The 17,615-nt window shown below is 47.7% G+C and carries 16 protein-coding genes; 4 read left to right on the top strand and 12 right to left on the bottom strand.

Going from position 1 to position 17,615, the window contains the following annotated elements; genetic code table 11:
* Positions 1-87: 87 nt before the first annotated feature.
* The 4 genes from ACX9NY_RS13920 to citZ all read right to left on the bottom strand — a co-directional run bounded on the left by ACX9NY_RS13920 (position 88) and on the right by citZ (position 4,157).
* Positions 88-513 carry a hypothetical protein gene (locus ACX9NY_RS13920; RefSeq protein ID WP_124113831.1) on the bottom strand — a complete coding sequence of 142 codons (426 nt, stop codon included), beginning with the start codon at positions 511-513 and terminating at the stop codon, positions 88-90.
* Between the two features lie 134 nt (positions 514-647).
* A complete protein-coding gene (gene mdh, locus ACX9NY_RS13925; RefSeq protein WP_472478939.1) occupies positions 648-1,589 on the bottom strand; it encodes a malate dehydrogenase in 942 nt (313 codons plus the stop codon).
* 15 nt (positions 1,590-1,604) lie between these two features.
* Positions 1,605-2,897, bottom strand: a complete 1,293-nt coding sequence (icd, locus tag ACX9NY_RS13930) for an NADP-dependent isocitrate dehydrogenase (protein ID WP_076330335.1) — start codon at positions 2,895-2,897, stop codon at positions 1,605-1,607.
* A 147-nt stretch (positions 2,898-3,044) separates the two neighbouring features.
* Entirely contained in the window at positions 3,045-4,157 is a 1,113-nt protein-coding gene (citZ, locus tag ACX9NY_RS13935; RefSeq protein ID WP_339241009.1) for a citrate synthase, read from the bottom strand.
* Between the two features lie 531 nt (positions 4,158-4,688).
* Between citZ and ytvI the strand changes: the two genes are divergently transcribed.
* Positions 4,689-5,807 carry a sporulation integral membrane protein YtvI gene (gene ytvI, locus ACX9NY_RS13940; RefSeq protein ID WP_339303181.1) on the top strand — a complete coding sequence of 373 codons (1,119 nt, stop codon included), beginning with the start codon at positions 4,689-4,691 and terminating at the stop codon, positions 5,805-5,807.
* A 106-nt stretch (positions 5,808-5,913) separates the two neighbouring features.
* Here the strand turns inward: ytvI and ACX9NY_RS13945 are convergent, their stop codons facing one another.
* The 8 genes from ACX9NY_RS13945 to ACX9NY_RS13980 form a co-directional block, all read right to left on the bottom strand.
* Entirely contained in the window at positions 5,914-6,312 is a 399-nt protein-coding gene (locus tag ACX9NY_RS13945; protein WP_076209101.1) for an FxsA family protein, read from the bottom strand.
* Positions 6,313-6,319: 7 nt separating this feature from the next.
* Positions 6,320-6,826 (bottom strand): acyl-CoA thioesterase, encoded by a 507-nt coding sequence (locus ACX9NY_RS13950; protein ID WP_339241003.1) that lies wholly within the window; start codon positions 6,824-6,826, stop codon positions 6,320-6,322.
* 132 nt (positions 6,827-6,958) lie between these two features.
* Positions 6,959-8,386, bottom strand: coding sequence for a pyruvate kinase (gene pyk, locus ACX9NY_RS13955; RefSeq protein WP_062833547.1), 1,428 nt, complete (start codon positions 8,384-8,386; stop codon positions 6,959-6,961).
* A gap of 105 nt (positions 8,387-8,491) precedes the next feature.
* Positions 8,492-9,523, bottom strand: coding sequence for an acetyl-CoA carboxylase carboxyltransferase subunit alpha (locus ACX9NY_RS13960; protein ID WP_339241000.1), 1,032 nt, complete (start codon positions 9,521-9,523; stop codon positions 8,492-8,494).
* Complete coding sequence (accD, locus tag ACX9NY_RS13965; protein WP_339240998.1) at positions 9,524-10,417, bottom strand: acetyl-CoA carboxylase, carboxyltransferase subunit beta; 894 nt, start codon at positions 10,415-10,417, stop codon at positions 9,524-9,526. It abuts the gene before it with no gap.
* 406 nt (positions 10,418-10,823) lie between these two features.
* A complete protein-coding gene (locus ACX9NY_RS13970) occupies positions 10,824-11,012 on the bottom strand; it encodes a glutamate decarboxylase (protein ID WP_339240996.1) in 189 nt (62 codons plus the stop codon).
* 284 nt (positions 11,013-11,296) lie between these two features.
* Positions 11,297-11,788: a phosphatidylglycerophosphatase A family protein gene (locus ACX9NY_RS13975; protein WP_339240994.1), complete on the bottom strand. Its 492-nt coding sequence runs from the start codon at positions 11,786-11,788 to the stop codon at positions 11,297-11,299.
* 205 nt (positions 11,789-11,993) lie between these two features.
* Positions 11,994-16,013: a DNA polymerase III subunit alpha gene (locus tag ACX9NY_RS13980; RefSeq protein WP_472478944.1), complete on the bottom strand. Its 4,020-nt coding sequence runs from the start codon at positions 16,011-16,013 to the stop codon at positions 11,994-11,996.
* 265 nt (positions 16,014-16,278) lie between these two features.
* On the opposite strand from ACX9NY_RS13980, the gene ACX9NY_RS13985 reads away from it, so the two are divergent.
* From ACX9NY_RS13985 to ACX9NY_RS13995, 3 genes are all read left to right on the top strand, one after another.
* The gene (locus ACX9NY_RS13985) at positions 16,279-16,608 is read left to right on the top strand and encodes a YtrH family sporulation protein (protein WP_026081169.1); all 330 of its coding nucleotides are present in this window, start codon (positions 16,279-16,281) and stop codon (positions 16,606-16,608) included.
* A 21-nt stretch (positions 16,609-16,629) separates the two neighbouring features.
* Positions 16,630-17,118 carry a sporulation membrane protein YtrI gene (locus ACX9NY_RS13990; protein ID WP_036609856.1) on the top strand — a complete coding sequence of 163 codons (489 nt, stop codon included), beginning with the start codon at positions 16,630-16,632 and terminating at the stop codon, positions 17,116-17,118.
* Between the two features lie 82 nt (positions 17,119-17,200).
* Positions 17,201-17,542: a YtpI family protein gene (locus ACX9NY_RS13995; RefSeq protein WP_342572449.1), complete on the top strand. Its 342-nt coding sequence runs from the start codon at positions 17,201-17,203 to the stop codon at positions 17,540-17,542.
* Positions 17,543-17,615 lie beyond the last annotated feature (73 nt).

Consider the following 17,615-nt stretch of genomic DNA (forward strand, 5'->3'; position numbering starts at 1 on the left):
TTCAGCTTGTCCTAATTACGTTTGCAAACGCTTAAGCAATGGAGACTAATACATCGTTGTAGGATGGATTAACCGTCCGCTACGCACTTAGATGACCTGATTATTCACCATCAGATACACCATGATAAGCAAGAATACAGCCAGAAGTGTACTGAACATACGGATCTTGCTTTGCTCAGGACCTACATCACGCTTGTTTTTCACACCTTCTGCAGCGAGTCGTAGCGGTTTGCCCATAATTCCTCCAATAGCGGCAATGGCCAAGAGAAGGACAACAACAACAGCCATCCAGACATGAGAATACTCACCTTTTGTCATCAGGTAACCGCCTGTTAGAAGTTGGATTACAAGTCCATACTGCGCGACTTTGTTCAAAGAACGTAGCGATGCAAATGCTCCCTCTTGTGCTGCAGCATTCAAAGTACGGATTTTACCGACCACGAATGGCAGAATCAAATAAAATCCCATCGCCAGTGCTCCAATAATATGGAGCAGATACATAATCATTGTCAAAATTTTCATCCTCCTCAACATTTTCGGTGTGCTATACATCACATCCCATTATACTGGGGATCTTATCCAAAGAAAAGAAAACCTCCGGGTTACCGGAGGTTTTCTTTTAGCTTCTGTTCAAAAAGTTCTCAAACTTACAGCTTTACTACTGAAATGACGTTACGAACCGAATCAGCAGATTTATCCAAGCCTGCTTTTTCTTCCGTTGTCAGGTCAAGCTCGAATATTTTCTCAATGCCGTTACCACCCAGAATGGTTGGTACACCGAGGAACAGATCATGATAGCCATATTCACCTTCAAGATAAGCGATGACTGGAATGATACGTTTCTTGTCCTTCAAAATCGCTTCGGTCATCTGAACAAGTGAAGCCGCCGGTGCGTAATACGCACTGCCGTTACCAAGCAGATTCACAATCTCACCACCGCCAACACGGGTGCGCTGCACGATGGATTCGATCCGGTCAGCCGGAATCAGGGTATCGATTGGAATGCCTCCCACGCTCGAATAACGAACGAGAGGCACCATATCGTCTCCGTGACCACCAAGAACGAATCCACGAACATCTTCAACAGATACGTTCAGCTCTTGCGCAATGAAGGTACAATAACGTGCTGTATCCAGAACACCTGACTGACCAATAACACGGTTTTTAGGAAAACCAAGGGTCTGATAAGCTGCATAAGTCATCGCATCTACCGGGTTGCTTAGAATAATGACGATGGAATCAGGGCAATATTTTTTCACATTTTCACAAACGGACTTCACGATACCCGCATTCGTATTGACCAGATCGTCACGGCTCATACCCGGTTTACGGGCGATACCAGCGGTGATGATTACAATCTCAGAACCTGCAGTATCTTCGTAGTTGGAAGTACCGACGATATGACTGTCAAATCCTTGAACAGGACTTGCCTCCATCATATCGAGTGCTTTCCCCTTCGTCGGGTTCTCCAGCTGAGGAATATCAACCAGCACAACATCCCCGAGTTCTTTTTGGGCAAGCATTAATGCGGTCGTGGCACCGGTAAAACCGGCGCCGACTACTGTGATTTTTTTGCGCTGAATAGTCAAGATTCACATCTCCCCTTACAGGTTTTTAATGATTTGATCCGCGAATTCAGAACATTTCACTTCAGTAGCGCCATCCATCAGACGTGCAAAGTCATACGTTACTGTTTTATTGTTAATGGATGTTTCCATACCTTTGTAGATCAGGTTAGCTGCTTCTTGCCATCCCAAGTGCTCAAGCAACATTACTCCGGACAGAATAACGGAACCAGGGTTCACAACATCTTTGTCCGCGTATTTAGGTGCAGTACCGTGAGTTGCTTCGAAGATAGCATGTCCTGTTACGTAGTTGATGTTCGCTCCAGGAGCGATACCAATTCCGCCAACTTGCGCTGCAAGTGCATCGGACAGATAGTCACCGTTCAGGTTCAAGGTTGCGATCACATCGAATTCGCCTGGACGAGTCAGTACTTGTTGCAGAGCGATATCGGCAATCGCATCTTTTACGATGATTTTACCAGCATCTTCAGCGGCTTTTTGTGCTGCATTCGCTGCATCTGTACCTTCGTTATCTTTGATGATGTCATATTGTGCCCAAGTGAATACTTTGTCAGCGAACTCTTCTTCAGCCACTTCGTATCCCCAGTTTTTGAAGGCACCTTCGGTAAATTTCATGATATTACCTTTGTGTACCAAGGTAACACTCTTACGGTTATGATCAATTGCGTATTGAATTGCTGCACGCACCAAACGTTTTGAACCTTCGGAAGAAACTGGCTTGATACCAATACCGGAAGTTTCAGGGAAACGAATTTTGTTAGCACCCATCTCCTGTTGCAGGAACTGGATCACTTTTTTCACTTCTTCAGAACCTTCAGCATACTCGATTCCTGCATAGATATCTTCCGTATTCTCACGGAAAATAACCATGTCTACCAGCTCAGGACGTTTAACCGGAGAAGGTACACCGTCGAAATAACGAACAGGACGCAAGCAAGTGTAGAGGTCAAGCTCTTGACGCAGGGCTACGTTCAGGGAACGGATACCGCCACCGATTGGTGTAGTCAATGGTCCTTTGATCGCTACGATATACTCACGAATGGCTTCCAATGTATCATTCGGCAACCACTCACCGTATGTATCGAATGCTTTTTGTCCAGCAAACACTTCATACCATGCGATTTTTTTGTTGCCATCATAGGCTTTTTCAACAGCTGCATCCAATACACGTTTGGAAGCTTTCCAGATATCACGGCCTGTACCGTCACCTTCGATAAATGGAATGATTGGGTTGCTAGGTACTTGAAGTGTACCGTTATCAATTTGAATTTTTTCGCCTTCAGTTGGGTGAGCAAATTTTTCTAATTTCATAGTTAAAATTCCTCCTAGGTTTCATATATGCAGTATTCATCATACCACTAGTCTTGTGGAGAGAAGGGTCCTGAGAGCTTAAGCTAGTAACGCCTCTACTTTCCAACCCTTCACCTCGTCCATATTATTATACTGTTTTTGTGGCTATTAGCGAAGTTCAATAGAAACGTATTTCTGTTCTGTAGGGCCAGTGTACTCCGCACGTGGACGAATGATGCGATTGTCCGCAAGCTGTTCCAAAATATGCGCAGTCCATCCAGACACCCGGCTGATGGCAAAGATCGGAGTGAACAATTCCTGTTCGATCTCCAGTTGGGTATATACAGAAGCAGAATAGAAGTCTACGTTAGGCTTCAGTCCTTTTTGTCCTGTAACCAGTTCCTCGATCTTCACTGACATATCATAAAGGCGCGTATCATTGTTCATCTCGCCAAGTTCTCTGGACATCTTCTGTAGATGCTTGGCACGTGGATCACCGTTTTTGTACACCCGATGTCCAAAGCCCATGATCTTTTCACGATTATTCAATTTTTCCTGAATTGCCGCTTCAAGACGATCAGGCGTACCGATCTCATTCAACATTTTCATAACGGCTTCGTTAGCACCACCATGCAGTGGTCCCTTCAGTGCGCCAATGGCGGAAGTTACACCGGAATAGATATCCGACAGCGTAGCAACCGTTACACGAGCTGCAAATGTCGAAGCATTCAACTCGTGATCCGCATGCAGGACAAGGGCTTGGTCCAATGCTTTCACTGCGGTCTCGGATGGTTCTTCACCAGTCATCATATATAAAAAGTTCTCTGCGATGGAAGCGCCTTCTTTTGGAGCCACAGGTTCTTTTCCCTGACGGATACGGGCGATGGCTGCCACAATCGTTGGCAACTGTGCTTGCAACTTAACCGCTTTGTTCTCATTCGCTTCTGTTGTCATCTCATCAGCTTGCTCGTCGTACAGTGCAAGTGCAGAGACAGCGGAACGAAGTGCTGCCATGGTACTGACGTTTTTCGGATACAATTGGATTTGTGCAATCAACTCGCTCGGAATCGGCGCGTAATCGCTCAGGCTTTTACGAAGGGATTTCAGTTCATCCGTTGTTGGCAATTTACCAAACCACAACAAATAGGCAACTTCTTCAAAGCTGGCATGTTCAGCCAAATCGTCGATATCGTAACCACGGTATGTGAGCACACCGTCTACAATAGAACTGATCGAAGAGGTTGTTGCAACGATGCCTTCCAGACCTTTGGTAGCTGTCATATTACATCTCTCCTTTAATAAGCGAAATCAGGAACCATTCCAGAGTGCATATAAGTGCCAAAGTGCACCTATCCTCTTTTTGTAAACATTTTCATTTTAAAATTAACAAATATTTCAAAATGCGGTTTTCCTATCTGTCAATCGGTATTTACTTATAACATCATACTGGATTTTGTCGTTTATGTGAACATGATGAGAGTTCATTCGCACATCAAACTTCTTTATCGGACCGATAAAGCATTTTTGAAAGCCTTTACAAAAACAAGGTTGACATTTAATGTTTTTTAAACAATTCTGTCGTATGAAGAACTTTATATTGCTATATTCTGTAATACTAAGGCATACTCTAGGCAAAAGAAAGAATCCAGGCGGAGCTTGCTCAAAATGTTAGCTCTTAAACAAGCTCTGGTAACCTTCCGGCGTTTCAAAACGTGGTAAATGCTCTATATTAATTAAGATAGCCATCTATTCTTAATACTGTTTTATAGATCATACATAGGTCGGCTTAATTGAAATAAGGAGAGTTGATGCTTGGATAAAATTATACTGAAACGTCTGCTCCGCGGCTTATGGGTTATCATTGCGACCATTCTGATCGCTGTTGCCATATACTTGCTGTTCCCGCTTCTGTATCCTTTTGCGATTGCCTGGATTATCGCTTATGCCATGAATCCATTAGTGAAACTGCTTCAGCATCGAGCACGGTTCCCCCGCTGGCTGGCTGTGACTCTTTCATTGATCGTTTATTTTGGTGCCATTGCGGTGGTGCTATCAGCGGCGATTACCCGCATGGTAAAAGAAGTCATTTCACTTACGACAAGCTTTGATCTTCATGTGGATGAAATCAAGGACACATTTGTGCGCTGGACCCAGAATGACACCATTCAGAGTTTGATTGGGCAGATCAATGAATTTTACAAAGAGAATCCCAACTACCAGGAAACCATTAACAGCAATATCAGCAAAACGACCGAAACGGTAGGTACAGCCGTGACGGATCTGGTCACCGGATTTTTCAATATGGTTCTGAGTCTCCTGACTTCCCTGCCCAACATGGGCGCGGTGTTAATTGTTGTTCTGCTGTCTACATTCTTCATCAGCAAAAGTTGGACCCGGCATAGTATCACCGTCTCGGGCTGGGTGCCCTCTTCCATTCGCAAGCCCATATCAGATATATGGACTGACCTGAAAAAGGCCTTGTTTGGGTATGTAAGAGCACAATTGATCATGATCTCAATTACAGCACTATTTGTCATGATTGGACTGCTTATATTGCAAGTGAAGTCAGCATTTACCATCGCTCTGTTTATTGGTCTGGTCGATCTGCTTCCTTACCTGGGTGTTGGTCTGGTCATGGTACCTTGGGCTGCATACCTGTTTATGAACGGGGATCTGTATCTGGGCATTGGCATTAGTATTATCTATCTGATTTTACTGATTGCCCGTCAGATTATTGAGCCGAAGGTACTTGCAAGTAGTGTAGGGCTCGACCCACTCGCCACATTGGTTGGCATGTTCGTGGGTTTGAAGTTGTTCGGTGTTCTGGGCTTAATTATTGGCCCTGTCAGTCTCGTGATTCTCGATGCGTTCAATCGGGCTAACGTATTACGCGACCTCCGAACGTATATCATCAACGGACGTGTCCGATGAGGCATCATCCTATGCGATGAGTACACAGGAAAAGCGGAAAAGGCTTCGTTCAACAGAAATCATCTGCTGAGCGGAGCCTTTTCCATTATGCAAAACAACTGGTGTTTCATTTCGGACGACGATAAAACGTAATTTTGCCACTTTTCATTTTTTTCTCCAGCCATCCCAGGAAGAACAGACGATAAACCGGACGTGTTAATGGAAATATCAGTGTAAACCCGATCAGATCCGTTACAAAACCTGGAATCAAGAGCAAGAAACCACCGACAAAAATAAAAAGTCCATCGACCATTTTTCTTCCAGGTACCTTGCCACGCTCCATCTCGGATTTGGCGTCTACAAGTACTTTTCGCCCTTCAAACTGCAACATTGCTATACCAATCAAGGACGTGAGAATCATGAGAAGCAATGTCTTTCCGGCTCCGATCCAGTCACTCATCAGAATAAAACCAAATAATTCAATCACCGGAATGATTAAGAGTAAAGCCCACATCCATTTTCGCATTGACGTATTACCCCTTTCCCGAAAGCCACACCTTTTCAAGCGCGCTGTATAGCTCAGAGGCTGCCTTATCCAGCCGAACTGGCTTCCAGTCTCCATTTACCCACACATGCTGGGTAGAACCTGTAACCAGCCGTTCTCCGGGGAGTGATTCATCAGCTGACCATACCCGTTCTCCAATCGCCATATGCTCATCAGGTTCTTCAGACATGCGTCTTATGTCGTACTCATAGTTCAGTCGCAGACCACTAAATGCAGCAATACGGGTGAAAATGATAATCTCATCATCATATCGGGCAGGCTTGTGATACTTCACATCCAGTCCGGTTACGGGAAGCAGTAACCCCTGTTCCTCCATTTTACGATATGTATACCCCATTTGGCGAATCATCTCAGTTCGACCGATTTCAAACCAATTTAAATAGTTCGCGTGGTAGACCACGCCCATCTGGTCACTTTCTTGATAGCGTACACGAAGACGTGCCGCATACCAGCTACCATTGATCTGTTCTCGCACGTGATCGGCCTCCTTCGTTCTAACATTCATACGTGTTACCTCGCTGCAAAGTGTCAATAAGATGGAAAAAAAAGCAACGGGACAATAACGCCCCATTGCTTCTTTCCTGTTGCTTCTCCATCCAATACGCTATTAAGCGTTGTTTGGAATTTGGCTTACTTTAATCAGGTTGGTAGAACCGGAACGACCCAAAGGTACACCTGCTGTAATCACAACCAGGTCTCCTTCTTTAACCAGTCCGGATTTTACGCCGCCTTCAATTGCATTTTCGAACAAAGCATCCGTGGAATCAACCAGTCTTCCTTTGACAGGAGTTACACCCCAAGCCAGAGCCAAACGACGGGAAGTTCTGTCTTCCGTAGTTACAGCGATGATTGGAGATTCTGGACGATACTTGGAAATCATGCGTGCAGTGTGTCCTGATTCAGTTGAAGTGATGATCGCTTTTGCGTTCAAATCTTGAGCTGAAAGGGCAACTGATTGACTGATTGCTTCCGTAACAGTTGTTTGTTGAGCAACACGTTGCTTCAGATACAGCTCTTGGTAAGGCAGAGCAGATTCTGCTTTTTCAGCAATACGGGACATGGTCAGAACGGATTCAACCGGGTATTTACCCGCAGCTGTCTCACCAGACAACATGATTGCGTCCGTGCCATCGAAGATCGCATTCGCCACGTCACTCGCTTCAGCACGTGTTGGACGTGGGTTACGCTGCATGGAATCCAACATTTGTGTAGCTGTGATTACCGGTTTACCTGCAACATTACATTTTTCGATCATGCGTTTTTGTACCAATGGTACTTCTTCCGCAGGAATCTCAACACCCAGGTCTCCACGAGCAACCATCAGGCCGTCAGATACTTCAAGGATCTCATCGAGGTTATCGACACCTTGTTGGTTTTCAATTTTGGAGATGATTTGGATATGTCCAGCATTGTGTTTTTCAAGCAATTCACGAATCTCAAGTACGTCACTCGCTTTACGTACAAAAGAAGCCGCGATGAAATCAACACCTTGCTCAATACCAAATACGATATCGTTAGCGTCTTTTTCGGTGATACCCGGCAGAGAAATGGCAACGCCCGGAACGTTAACACCTTTTTTGCTTTTGATCGATCCGCCGTTAACGATACGGCATTTGATCTCGGTGCCTTGCACTTCCACCACAGTCAGTCCGATCAGACCGTCGTCGATCAGAATTGTAGATCCCGGTTCAACATCATTCGGAAGATCTGTATACGTAATGGAAAGACGTTCTTTGGTTCCAAGAATTTCTTCTGTTGTCAAAGTGATGTACTCGTCTTGAACCAATTCGATCGGTTCTACTTCGAGTTTACCTGTCCGAATTTCCGGTCCTTTGGTGTCCAGCAAGATCGCTACTGTTTTGTTCAACTCTTCGCATGCTTGGCGAATCGCAATGATCCGTCCGCCGTGCTCATCGAAATCACCGTGGGAGAAGTTCAGACGGGCCACATTCATACCGGCCATAATCAATTTTTTGGTGTTCTCCAGAGATTCACTGGATGGACCAATGGTACATACAATTTTCGTTTTACGCATTTTGGGTTTCCTCCGATTTTAAAGGTATTACTCTTTATCTATTTTTCTTTTTCCAACTATTAAATTTACTATACTTTTGCTCATTTGTATAGGAAATTCGTCACACTATTCAACATTTCCCGACAAATTACTCGCAGCATCTACTTCTACAAGCTCTTGAGGAGCTTCAATGGATGCTTGAGGTTCAAACGTGACCGATCCAATTTTACGGAATTTCTCATACCGATCCTGTTTCAGCTGATCCCCGCTCCAACCCTTCATCTCGTCGAGATGACGGATCAAAGCTTCACTGATGAAAGCAGCAGACGCTTCATAATCCCGATGAGCACCGCCGCGTGGCTCAGGCACGATCTCTTCAATAACTTCCATCTCCAGAAGGTCCTTGGCTGTTATTTTCATCGCTTCAGCCGCTTGATCTGCCTTGGATGCATCCTTCCAGAGAATCGAAGCAGCCCCGTTCGGAGAGATCGCAGAATAGATTGCATGTTCCAGCATCAACACACGATTACCCACAGCCATAGCGAGAGCACCGCCGCTTCCACCTTCGCCGATGACCACAACTATAACAGGAACCGAAAGCTTCGCCATTTCCATCAGGTTGCGAGCAATAGCTTCCGATTGACCTCTCTCTTCTGCAGTATTACCCGGATACGCACCTTTAGTATCAATAAACGTAATAATAGGACGGCCAAATTTGTTCGCTTGTTTCATCAGACGAAGTCCTTTTCGGAAACCTTCCGGATGAGCGCTGCCGAAAAAGCGGGCGATGTTATCCTTCGTATCTTTCCCCCGCTGTTGTCCGATTACCGTTACTGTCTTTCCATTCAACTTGGCAAGCCCGCCAACAACCGCAAGATCGTCTCCGAACATGCGATCACCGTGCAGCTCAATGAAGTCCGTAAATATCAATTGAATCAGATCTAGCGCCGTTGGGCGTTGCTGGTGCCGGGCCAGATGCATTTTCTGTGCTGCCGTTATGCCAGTGTAAATCTCTTCTTCAAGTCTATGGTAACGTTCTTCCAGGCGGGCAATCTCGTCCGTAAAGTCAATCCCTTTTTCCTGTCCAAACTGTACGAGTTCATCAATCTTTTTGCGCATCTCAACCAGAGGCGCTTCATATGGCAACTCACCCGCCATTTAGACCCCTCCTTTTTCACTATGCATATCCAGAAGCTTGCCAAGAGTGGCCCGAAGTTCTTTCCGGTGCACAACCATGTCCAGCTGACCGTGCTGCATATTAAATTCAGCCGTCTGGAAATCATCAGGTAACTTCTGACGGATGGTCTGTTCAATAACGATTCTGCCGGCAAAACCAAACACAGCGCCAGGTTCGGCAATATTAATATCGCCCAGACTCGCAAAACTTGCCGAGACTCCACCTGTCGTCGGGTCCGTGATGACCGAAATGTACAGCCCACCCTGTTCATCCAAACGGGATAAAGCTGCGCTTGTTTTGGCCATTTGCATGAGGCTGAGAATACTCTCCTGCATCCGGGCACCACCTGATGTGGAGAAAATGATCATTGGCAAGCGCTTCTCTGTTGCATGCTCAATGGCACGGGTAATTTTCTCCCCTACAACCGAACCCATGCTGCCTGTGAAGAAATCAAAGCTCATGACAGCCACAACTACAGGCAGGCCCTCAATGGTACCTTCCCCTGTAATTACCGCTTCCTTCAGGCCCGATTTCAGACGTTGTTGTTCCAATTTGTTGCTATATCCAGGAAAGCCAAGCGGATCAACTGATATCATATCAGCGTCAAACTCAACAAACCCTTGATCATCAAGTACCATAGCAATGCGCTCCATAGCGTTAAGACGCATATGGTAACCACAGGCAGGACATACTTTCAGATTTTTCTCCAATTCCTTGCTATATTGAATGGTGCCGCATTTGCTGCACTTGTTCATAAGCCCTTCAGGTATTTCACGTTTTGGGCGTTCTAGGACTTCCTGGCCTTCGCCGGGAAGTGCACGCTCGGAAGGTATGGTAGCGTACTTCCGTTTCTTCTGGAATATATCTTTGAACACAACTACACCTCTCCAGCCGTTGATTTGATGGCCGCAACCTGCAGTGCGCTGCTTGTGACAGCTTCATCCGCGTGCTACGGTAAACCGCTTACGACCCACACGCTGCCATGGGCCTTGTCCAGCATTCACAACAAAAAAATCCGCCGGTACAGGGCAAGGATCAGCGGCTTCTGTCAGCACGATTGATATTACCTGCAATAACCGAAAGATTGTTGCGCCGATGTTTTGAATCTATCTAGGTAGGGTCTCCGGGAGCAACCAGGTCGGTCCTAGTCCTAACAAAAAAAGAAGGAAGGACAGCAGCATACAATACATGCAAGTCGATTCCTCTCTCCGCTTACGCGGTTAGTCCCTTATGTACCGATGGTACTTCTTCCTCTGCCAAGGCACGTCGATGTCGAACGAATCAGGAATGCAGAATGGAATTCAACACTTCCTGGACCTCTTCCAATTCCCCAGAAGGGACGCGAATCTCAAATTGCTGCTTGGATAAACTGATGGGACGGGTCTGTACCAGAAAACCTTCTTCCGAAAGCCTGGTCTTAATCTTGTCCGCAACCTTTGCTGTCGGCGCAATGTAAATCACCGTCCACATGCCTTGTCCGCCCCCTAAGCTAATGTTCAGAGCCCGTATATTGGACTAATGATAACATACCTCACTTTTTTTCTGCAAGAAAGGGTTCGGGACCTTGGGGGAGAATTTGGGATCATGAGGGACATTAGTCCCCCACAAATAACTCATATGGTTGACGAAATCTTCTTATTGATACTTCTTCCATAAGCAGCTCTAAACGTATCAGGGCAGCGTCAGCCGCCCTTGGAGACCTTCATATGAGTCATAAGATTGATCACGGCATGCAGGCATGGAAATACAGGGGGTTAAAGGTCTGAGGGGTATTTTTTGGCTTTAATATTTTTGTGTGCAATCCGGGCAGAAGCTGCAGCGGCCACCCCTGCAACCAGGTCATCCAAAAAGACATGAATGGCTGTTGCATGTTCATTCAAATCATGAATGACACCTATTTTTTCTTTATCCAGATAACCAAAGCTGGTTAAACCAATCATACCATACACATGAGTAATGCCGAGGGCCAGAGTCTCGTCCACTCCATACAGGGATTCATCCGCTTCCATAATAGCTTGTAACGGTTGGGGCAAGAGTCGCTTCTCCGCAAGTTCGTCGAGAGCAATACCTGTATAAAGTGTATATTGCACCTCTCGTTTCTGCAGAACGGATTTCACGCTGGTAACACAGTCGTCCAAGGTCAGTTCGGGGTGGTACCCTTTTTGCAGACGGTATACAATTGCGGCGATTGCATCAATCTGTACCCCGCGCCGGGCCAGCATGGCTTCTACGATTTCATATGACATATCTCGACCTCCCGCATCAATACCCCGAGGACCACTCGGTCCTTCGGTGTTCTCAAGTGTATGCAGTAACCTGTTAAAATGTTCATAAAATGTGCGGATGGTGAAATCAGGACCGCGATACAACGATCACAAAAAACCTGTTCAGCATTTAGCTAAACAGGTTTCATATTGTTGGAATAAAAACGATCACTAACGAGATAACCGCTTATTTAATTTTGACCGTCCCTTCACCCAGCATCTTCTCCATGTCGGAGAACAGGGCTGGTGATGGTTTAATTCGGTAGGCATCACTCAGTGCAAGCAGCTTCTGTTGCTGCTCATAGAAGAGCACCGTCGCAACAGGTCCAGGGTGCTCCTGAAGCAGCTGCTTCAGACGTGCCAGAAGCTCAGGCTTCTCCGCATGCGGGCCAATCTTCACGAACACCCGCTGCTCCACCGCCCGCGGTTCGCGGCTCTGCGCCTGGCTGCCGGACGCTTCAGCGGCACCGCCAGGCCGGGAAGCCGCAGCCGTGGCTGCGCCCATACCCGCCGCATCGCTGCGCGTCGCTGCCGAGCCTTGGCTCCCGCTGCTACGCGCAGCGGAAGCATCCCCGCCTGCGCTGCTGCGCTGCGCTTCGGCTCCTGCGCCCGCTGGCCGCCGCGGCGAAGCCGACGGCGCCGGGCGCGAAGAGCTGCCGCTGCCGGGCTTGCCGCGCCGGTCACGGCTGCGCAGCTGCTGCTCCAGTGCCGCCTGTGACAACGGCACCACTTCCTCAGCCAGCAGCTTGAACCCTTCGTCCTGCTGCTGCACTTTGGCACGCACGACGAGCAATTCACCTTTCCCGACATGCTGCTGGCTACGCCGCCATACCTCGGGAAAGAGAACCACTTCGCAGCGTTCGATCTGGTCTTCCAGCTCCATGAACGCCATGGCCTTGCCCTGTTTCGTCGTAATTGACTTCACAGACACTACCATACCCGCGACGACGGCCATTGTGTCGTCTGCCGCCTCGGTCAGCTCCATGATCCGGTCAGCCCCACTCGATTCAAGCACATCTTCATAGTCATCCAGCGGATGCCCGGAGAGATACAAGCCTAACAACTCACGCTCTAGCTCCAGTTGCTGCCCAGAGGAATAAGGAGGAATTTCCGGGTATTCAATCTCCCAGTTTGGCGTCTCCACAAAGTCGAACAATTGAATCTGCAGATCCTCACGTTCTTTGCGCCATTTCAACGCGGCTTCAACGGTCTCATCTAGCATCGCCAGCAATTGGGCCCGGTGTCCGGGTAATGTGTCAAAAGCTCCGGCCTGGATCAGCGATTCAATCACACGTTTGTTACATACACGCAGATCCACACGACGACAAAAATCGAGCAGACTGTCGAACGGTCTCTCCTGCCTTACGATCATAATGCTTTCCATGGCTTGGGTACCGACATTTTTCACAGCAGCCAGACCGAAGCGAATTGCACCCTTTGAGGTAGCCTTCACCAATTCCGGTTCCTTCTGGTTGTAGGTTGCTTCAGGCATGGCTGTCGATGCCTGCCACTCATATCCACCACTGTCCTCTTCGGAGCCAGGACCCGGATCATCCGGCAAAGGTGCTTCACCATATTCAGCTTGTCCCGAATGCTCCTCATGCTCACGAACATGTTCTTCTCTGAAGGAACTTCCGTTACCGTTCGTGGTATGTTCTTCGGCCACGCTTCCGGTGTCACTCTCTGCATCGGCTCCCGCAGTCTGCTGCGATACAATGCTCTGATCCCCGGTGCCTGCGCTACCGGATGGTATAAATACAGGCGTAAACAAAATACCGCTCTCATTCACATCCGGCGGAAGCACCTCCATATCCATACGCCGACATTCCACCACGTACTCTGCCACTTTCCGATGACTGCCCATCACGGCTGTCAGCATGGATGCCATAAAATGCACAGGATAATGCGCCTTTAGATAAGCCGTCTGGAATGCAAGCACACCATAAGCTGCGGCGTGAGCACGCGGGAAGCCATAGTTCGCAAACTTAACGATCATGTCATAAACAAGGTCAGCTTCTTCTTCGCTATACCCTTGCTTCAGACTACCTTGTACAAAGTGACCACGCTCCAGATCCAGCACTTCCCGTTTCTTCTTGGAGACCGCTCTGCGAAGCAAATCTGCTTCACCCAGCGAGAAACCCGCCATCCGGGAGGCAATCTGCATGATCTGCTCCTGATACACGATGATGCCGTACGTATCTTTCAGAATAGGCTCCAGATCCACGTGCGGGTAATCCACTTCGATCTGTCCATGCTTACCCTGAATGTATTTGGATATGAACTCCATCGGACCCGGACGATACAAGGCAAGTACCGAGATCACATCTTCAAAACTACTTGGCTTCAGATCTTTCAGCACACGGCGTACACCGGCAGATTCCAGTTGGAATATGCCCATCGTGTCACCACGGCCGAGCATCTCGTAGGTCAAAGCATCATCATCGGGAATAAGACGGAAGTCCGGAATTTCTCCATGTTCCCCAATCCAGCGTACACACCGCTCAATGATTGAAAGGGTACGCAGACCGAGAAAGTCCATCTTAAGCAACCCAATTGACTCCAGGTTTTCCATGGAATACTGGGTCAACGCGGTCCCTTCACTGCCCTCCTGAAGCGGCACCGCATCGGTCAGCGGATCACGGGAGATGACCACCCCCGCTGCATGCGTGGAAGCATGACGTGGCATACCTTCGACCTTCATCGCCATATCCAGCAGTTCACGGGTTTTCGGCTTGGTTTCATACAGCGCCTTCAGCTCAGGTGTCGCTTCCATGGCCCGCTCGATGTTAATGCCGAGTTGCGCCGGAATCAACTTCGCAGCCTTGTCTACTTCGCCATAAGGCACATTCAGTGCTCGTCCCACATCACGTACAGCAGCACGGGCAGCCATCGTTCCAAAGGTAATAATCTGGGCGACATGGGCTTTGCCATATTTATGCGCGACATAATCAATGACCTCATCCCGCCGTTCATCGCTGAAGTCAATATCAATATCCGGCATGGAGATCCGCTCGGGATTCAAAAAACGTTCGAAGAGCAGGTTGTATTTCATCGGATCAACATCCGTGATGTGCAACGTGTAGGCTACCAGACTTCCTGCCGAGGAGCCCCGGCCTGGGCCAGTAACAATGCCTTGTTTATGCGCATAGGCGATAAAGTCCCAGACAATCAAAAAATAATCCGAGAACCCCATACTGTCGATCACACCAAGTTCATAGGCCAGCCGTTGTTCAAGTTCGGATCGAAGCTCCTCGTCTGTCCAGCGTGTGGACTGCGCGTAACGCTCCTCCATGCCTTCTTCGCACAATTGACGCAGATACGCCGAAGGGCTGAGTCCATCGGGAAGTGGTCTGTATTCCGGCAAAATCGATTTGCCGAACTCCAGCTTCAACTCACAGGATTCCGCAATGCGGACGGTATTCGCCAGAGCTTCCGGTACATGAGGAAACAACCGGGCCATCTCTTCTTCACTTTTCAGATAGAGCTGATTCGTTCCAATGCGGAGCCGATTCTCATCATCCACGGTCTTGCCCGTTCCGATACAGATCAGTACATCCTGAAGCTCCGCATCTTCTTCCGAAAGATAGTGGGCATCATTCGTCGCTACAAGCGGAATTTCCAGTTCAGCCGCCAGTTTGATCAACTGGGGATTCACCCTTTTTTGCTCGGAAAGCCCATGATCCTGAAGCTCCAGATAGAAGTCTTCACCAAAGATATTTTTATAACGCAACGCCGCACGCCGCGCTTCTTCCTCTCGACCATGCAATAAGTGCTGAGGAACCTCGCCCCCCAGACAAGCGCTAAGACAGATAATTCCCTCATGATGGGCAGCCAGACTTTCCATATCGATACGTGGTTTGTAATGAAAACCTTCGAGATGTCCAATCGAGCACAATTTCATGAGATTACGGTATCCCGTCATGTTTTTGGCCAGCAAAATCAAATGATGAATCGGCTGATCCTTACGGCTTCCCCGCTCTTTGCGGGACCCAGCTGTCATGTATGCCTCGCAACCGATAATCGGCTTGATCCCCCGTTCAATACATGCTTTATAAAAAGGAATTGCACCATACATTACGCCATGGTCGGTTAGCGCCAGTGTTGTCATTCCGAGATCTGCAGCCTTATTCACGAGATCCGGAATACGCGCAGCGCCGTCCAGCAAACTGTATTCGCTGTGAACGTGCAAATGCACAAAAGAACTCATGTTTTTTTCTTCCTTTCGCCGCAGATAGTCACAGCATCGGATCTTCTGATCCGTTTGCCGCTCTATCTTTCTCATATATATGAATTAAATAAATAAAAAATGGAATCACCTTAAAAAATCGTGACTACCTCTTAAAAGGAGACTTTATTATTCTATTTTATCATAACGTTCGGGGGCACGCCCATACAATAGAAGTACAAGCCGCTCCCCCTGTGACAGACCGAAGACAGGAGGTGTGCTGCTAGGTCTGAAAGGGGTGTTGCCAGTGAGCACATTTTTGTCCAAAGCCATTCTTGATTTCTTTATTGCGTTTGGAATCGTGCTGGGTGGCGCGATGATCGGAGGTATTGGAGCGGTGATTTCTCTCCAGCCTCCAACACAGACGATGCTCGATATTTCTGGGAAAATAAAGATATGGGCACTCGCAGCTGCTGTGGGTGGCACCATTGATCCCATGCGTGTCATCGAGAGCAATTTCCTGGATGGTAACCTGTCTCCAGCGGTCAAACAAATTCTGTATCTGATCTCTGCTTTTATGGGCGCACATATGGGAACAGAACTGGTAAAGTGGGTGTGCGGCGGAGGCCGGAGCTAATATGAGACAGGAACAGCGTTCATGAGAGTTCCGCCATTCTCCCGTTACCGCCCGCTGATGCGAATGACTGCTGTATTTGTTCTGGGAATGATCGCTGGATGCGTCGTCTACAATGGGGTATTTCACCTGAGTTACAATGCGTTGTGGCTGAACAATCAGGAGCTGCAGCTTCAGCTGCATCAGAATGAGGAGGATATCAAAACGCTGAAAAAATACAGTAAACGCCAAACCGTGATCAAGGAAATCAAGGTCCGTGCAGAAGAGTCCGATAAGGGGCCAGACGAGGCTTCTCTGAAAGTGATGTTACAGAAGCTCGGAGACGAACTTGAGGTGCTCCGCGGAAGAGATGTATTCAACATCGACGAGTATAGCAAAATGACGCGAATCATGCTAAATCAGAAAGTGTACTCGGTCAGGGAAAAGGAATACACCGTTCAGGTCAAAACGATGCTGGTTATGGAAGGCGTACTGCAAGTTTGGGTACAGATTCGCATGCATGTTCCTGCGTAACAGCAAAAAACTGCCCTTGTCTGCATCTCTCCATGGTACAATAAGGGCAGTAAATGCTTTCCAGAAAAGGAGCTGCGTCTTTGTGTTCATTGATGTACTCAAATATGTACTAATCGCTATCTTTACTGTTGCCATGGTTTTGGCAGCGTTGAACAGCATTCGTTCACACAGAAGCTCGGATGCTACCAGCGCCGGTCTGTACCGTTCGTGGATGAATATCTGGATGGGTGGTATGCTTGTTGTTCTTGCGCTGATCCTGATGTTTGTCTTCACGGGTTCCACCTTATCTGTGGTTGTGGAAGCGCTATTTCTAATTATGGGTGCGTATAATGTATTTGCCGGAATACGTAACCGCAGTTATTATGCGCGGATTCAACAACGGTCCAGTAACGGATCAGGTACAACTTCCGGACAATCTGCATGATTTGTTGAAGTGCTATGATTGTGTCTGCAAAAAAGAGAGTACTTCCCTTCATTAAGCGAAGCCAGAATGCGCT

This window comes from Paenibacillus sp. CB74, from assembly GCF_055687625.1.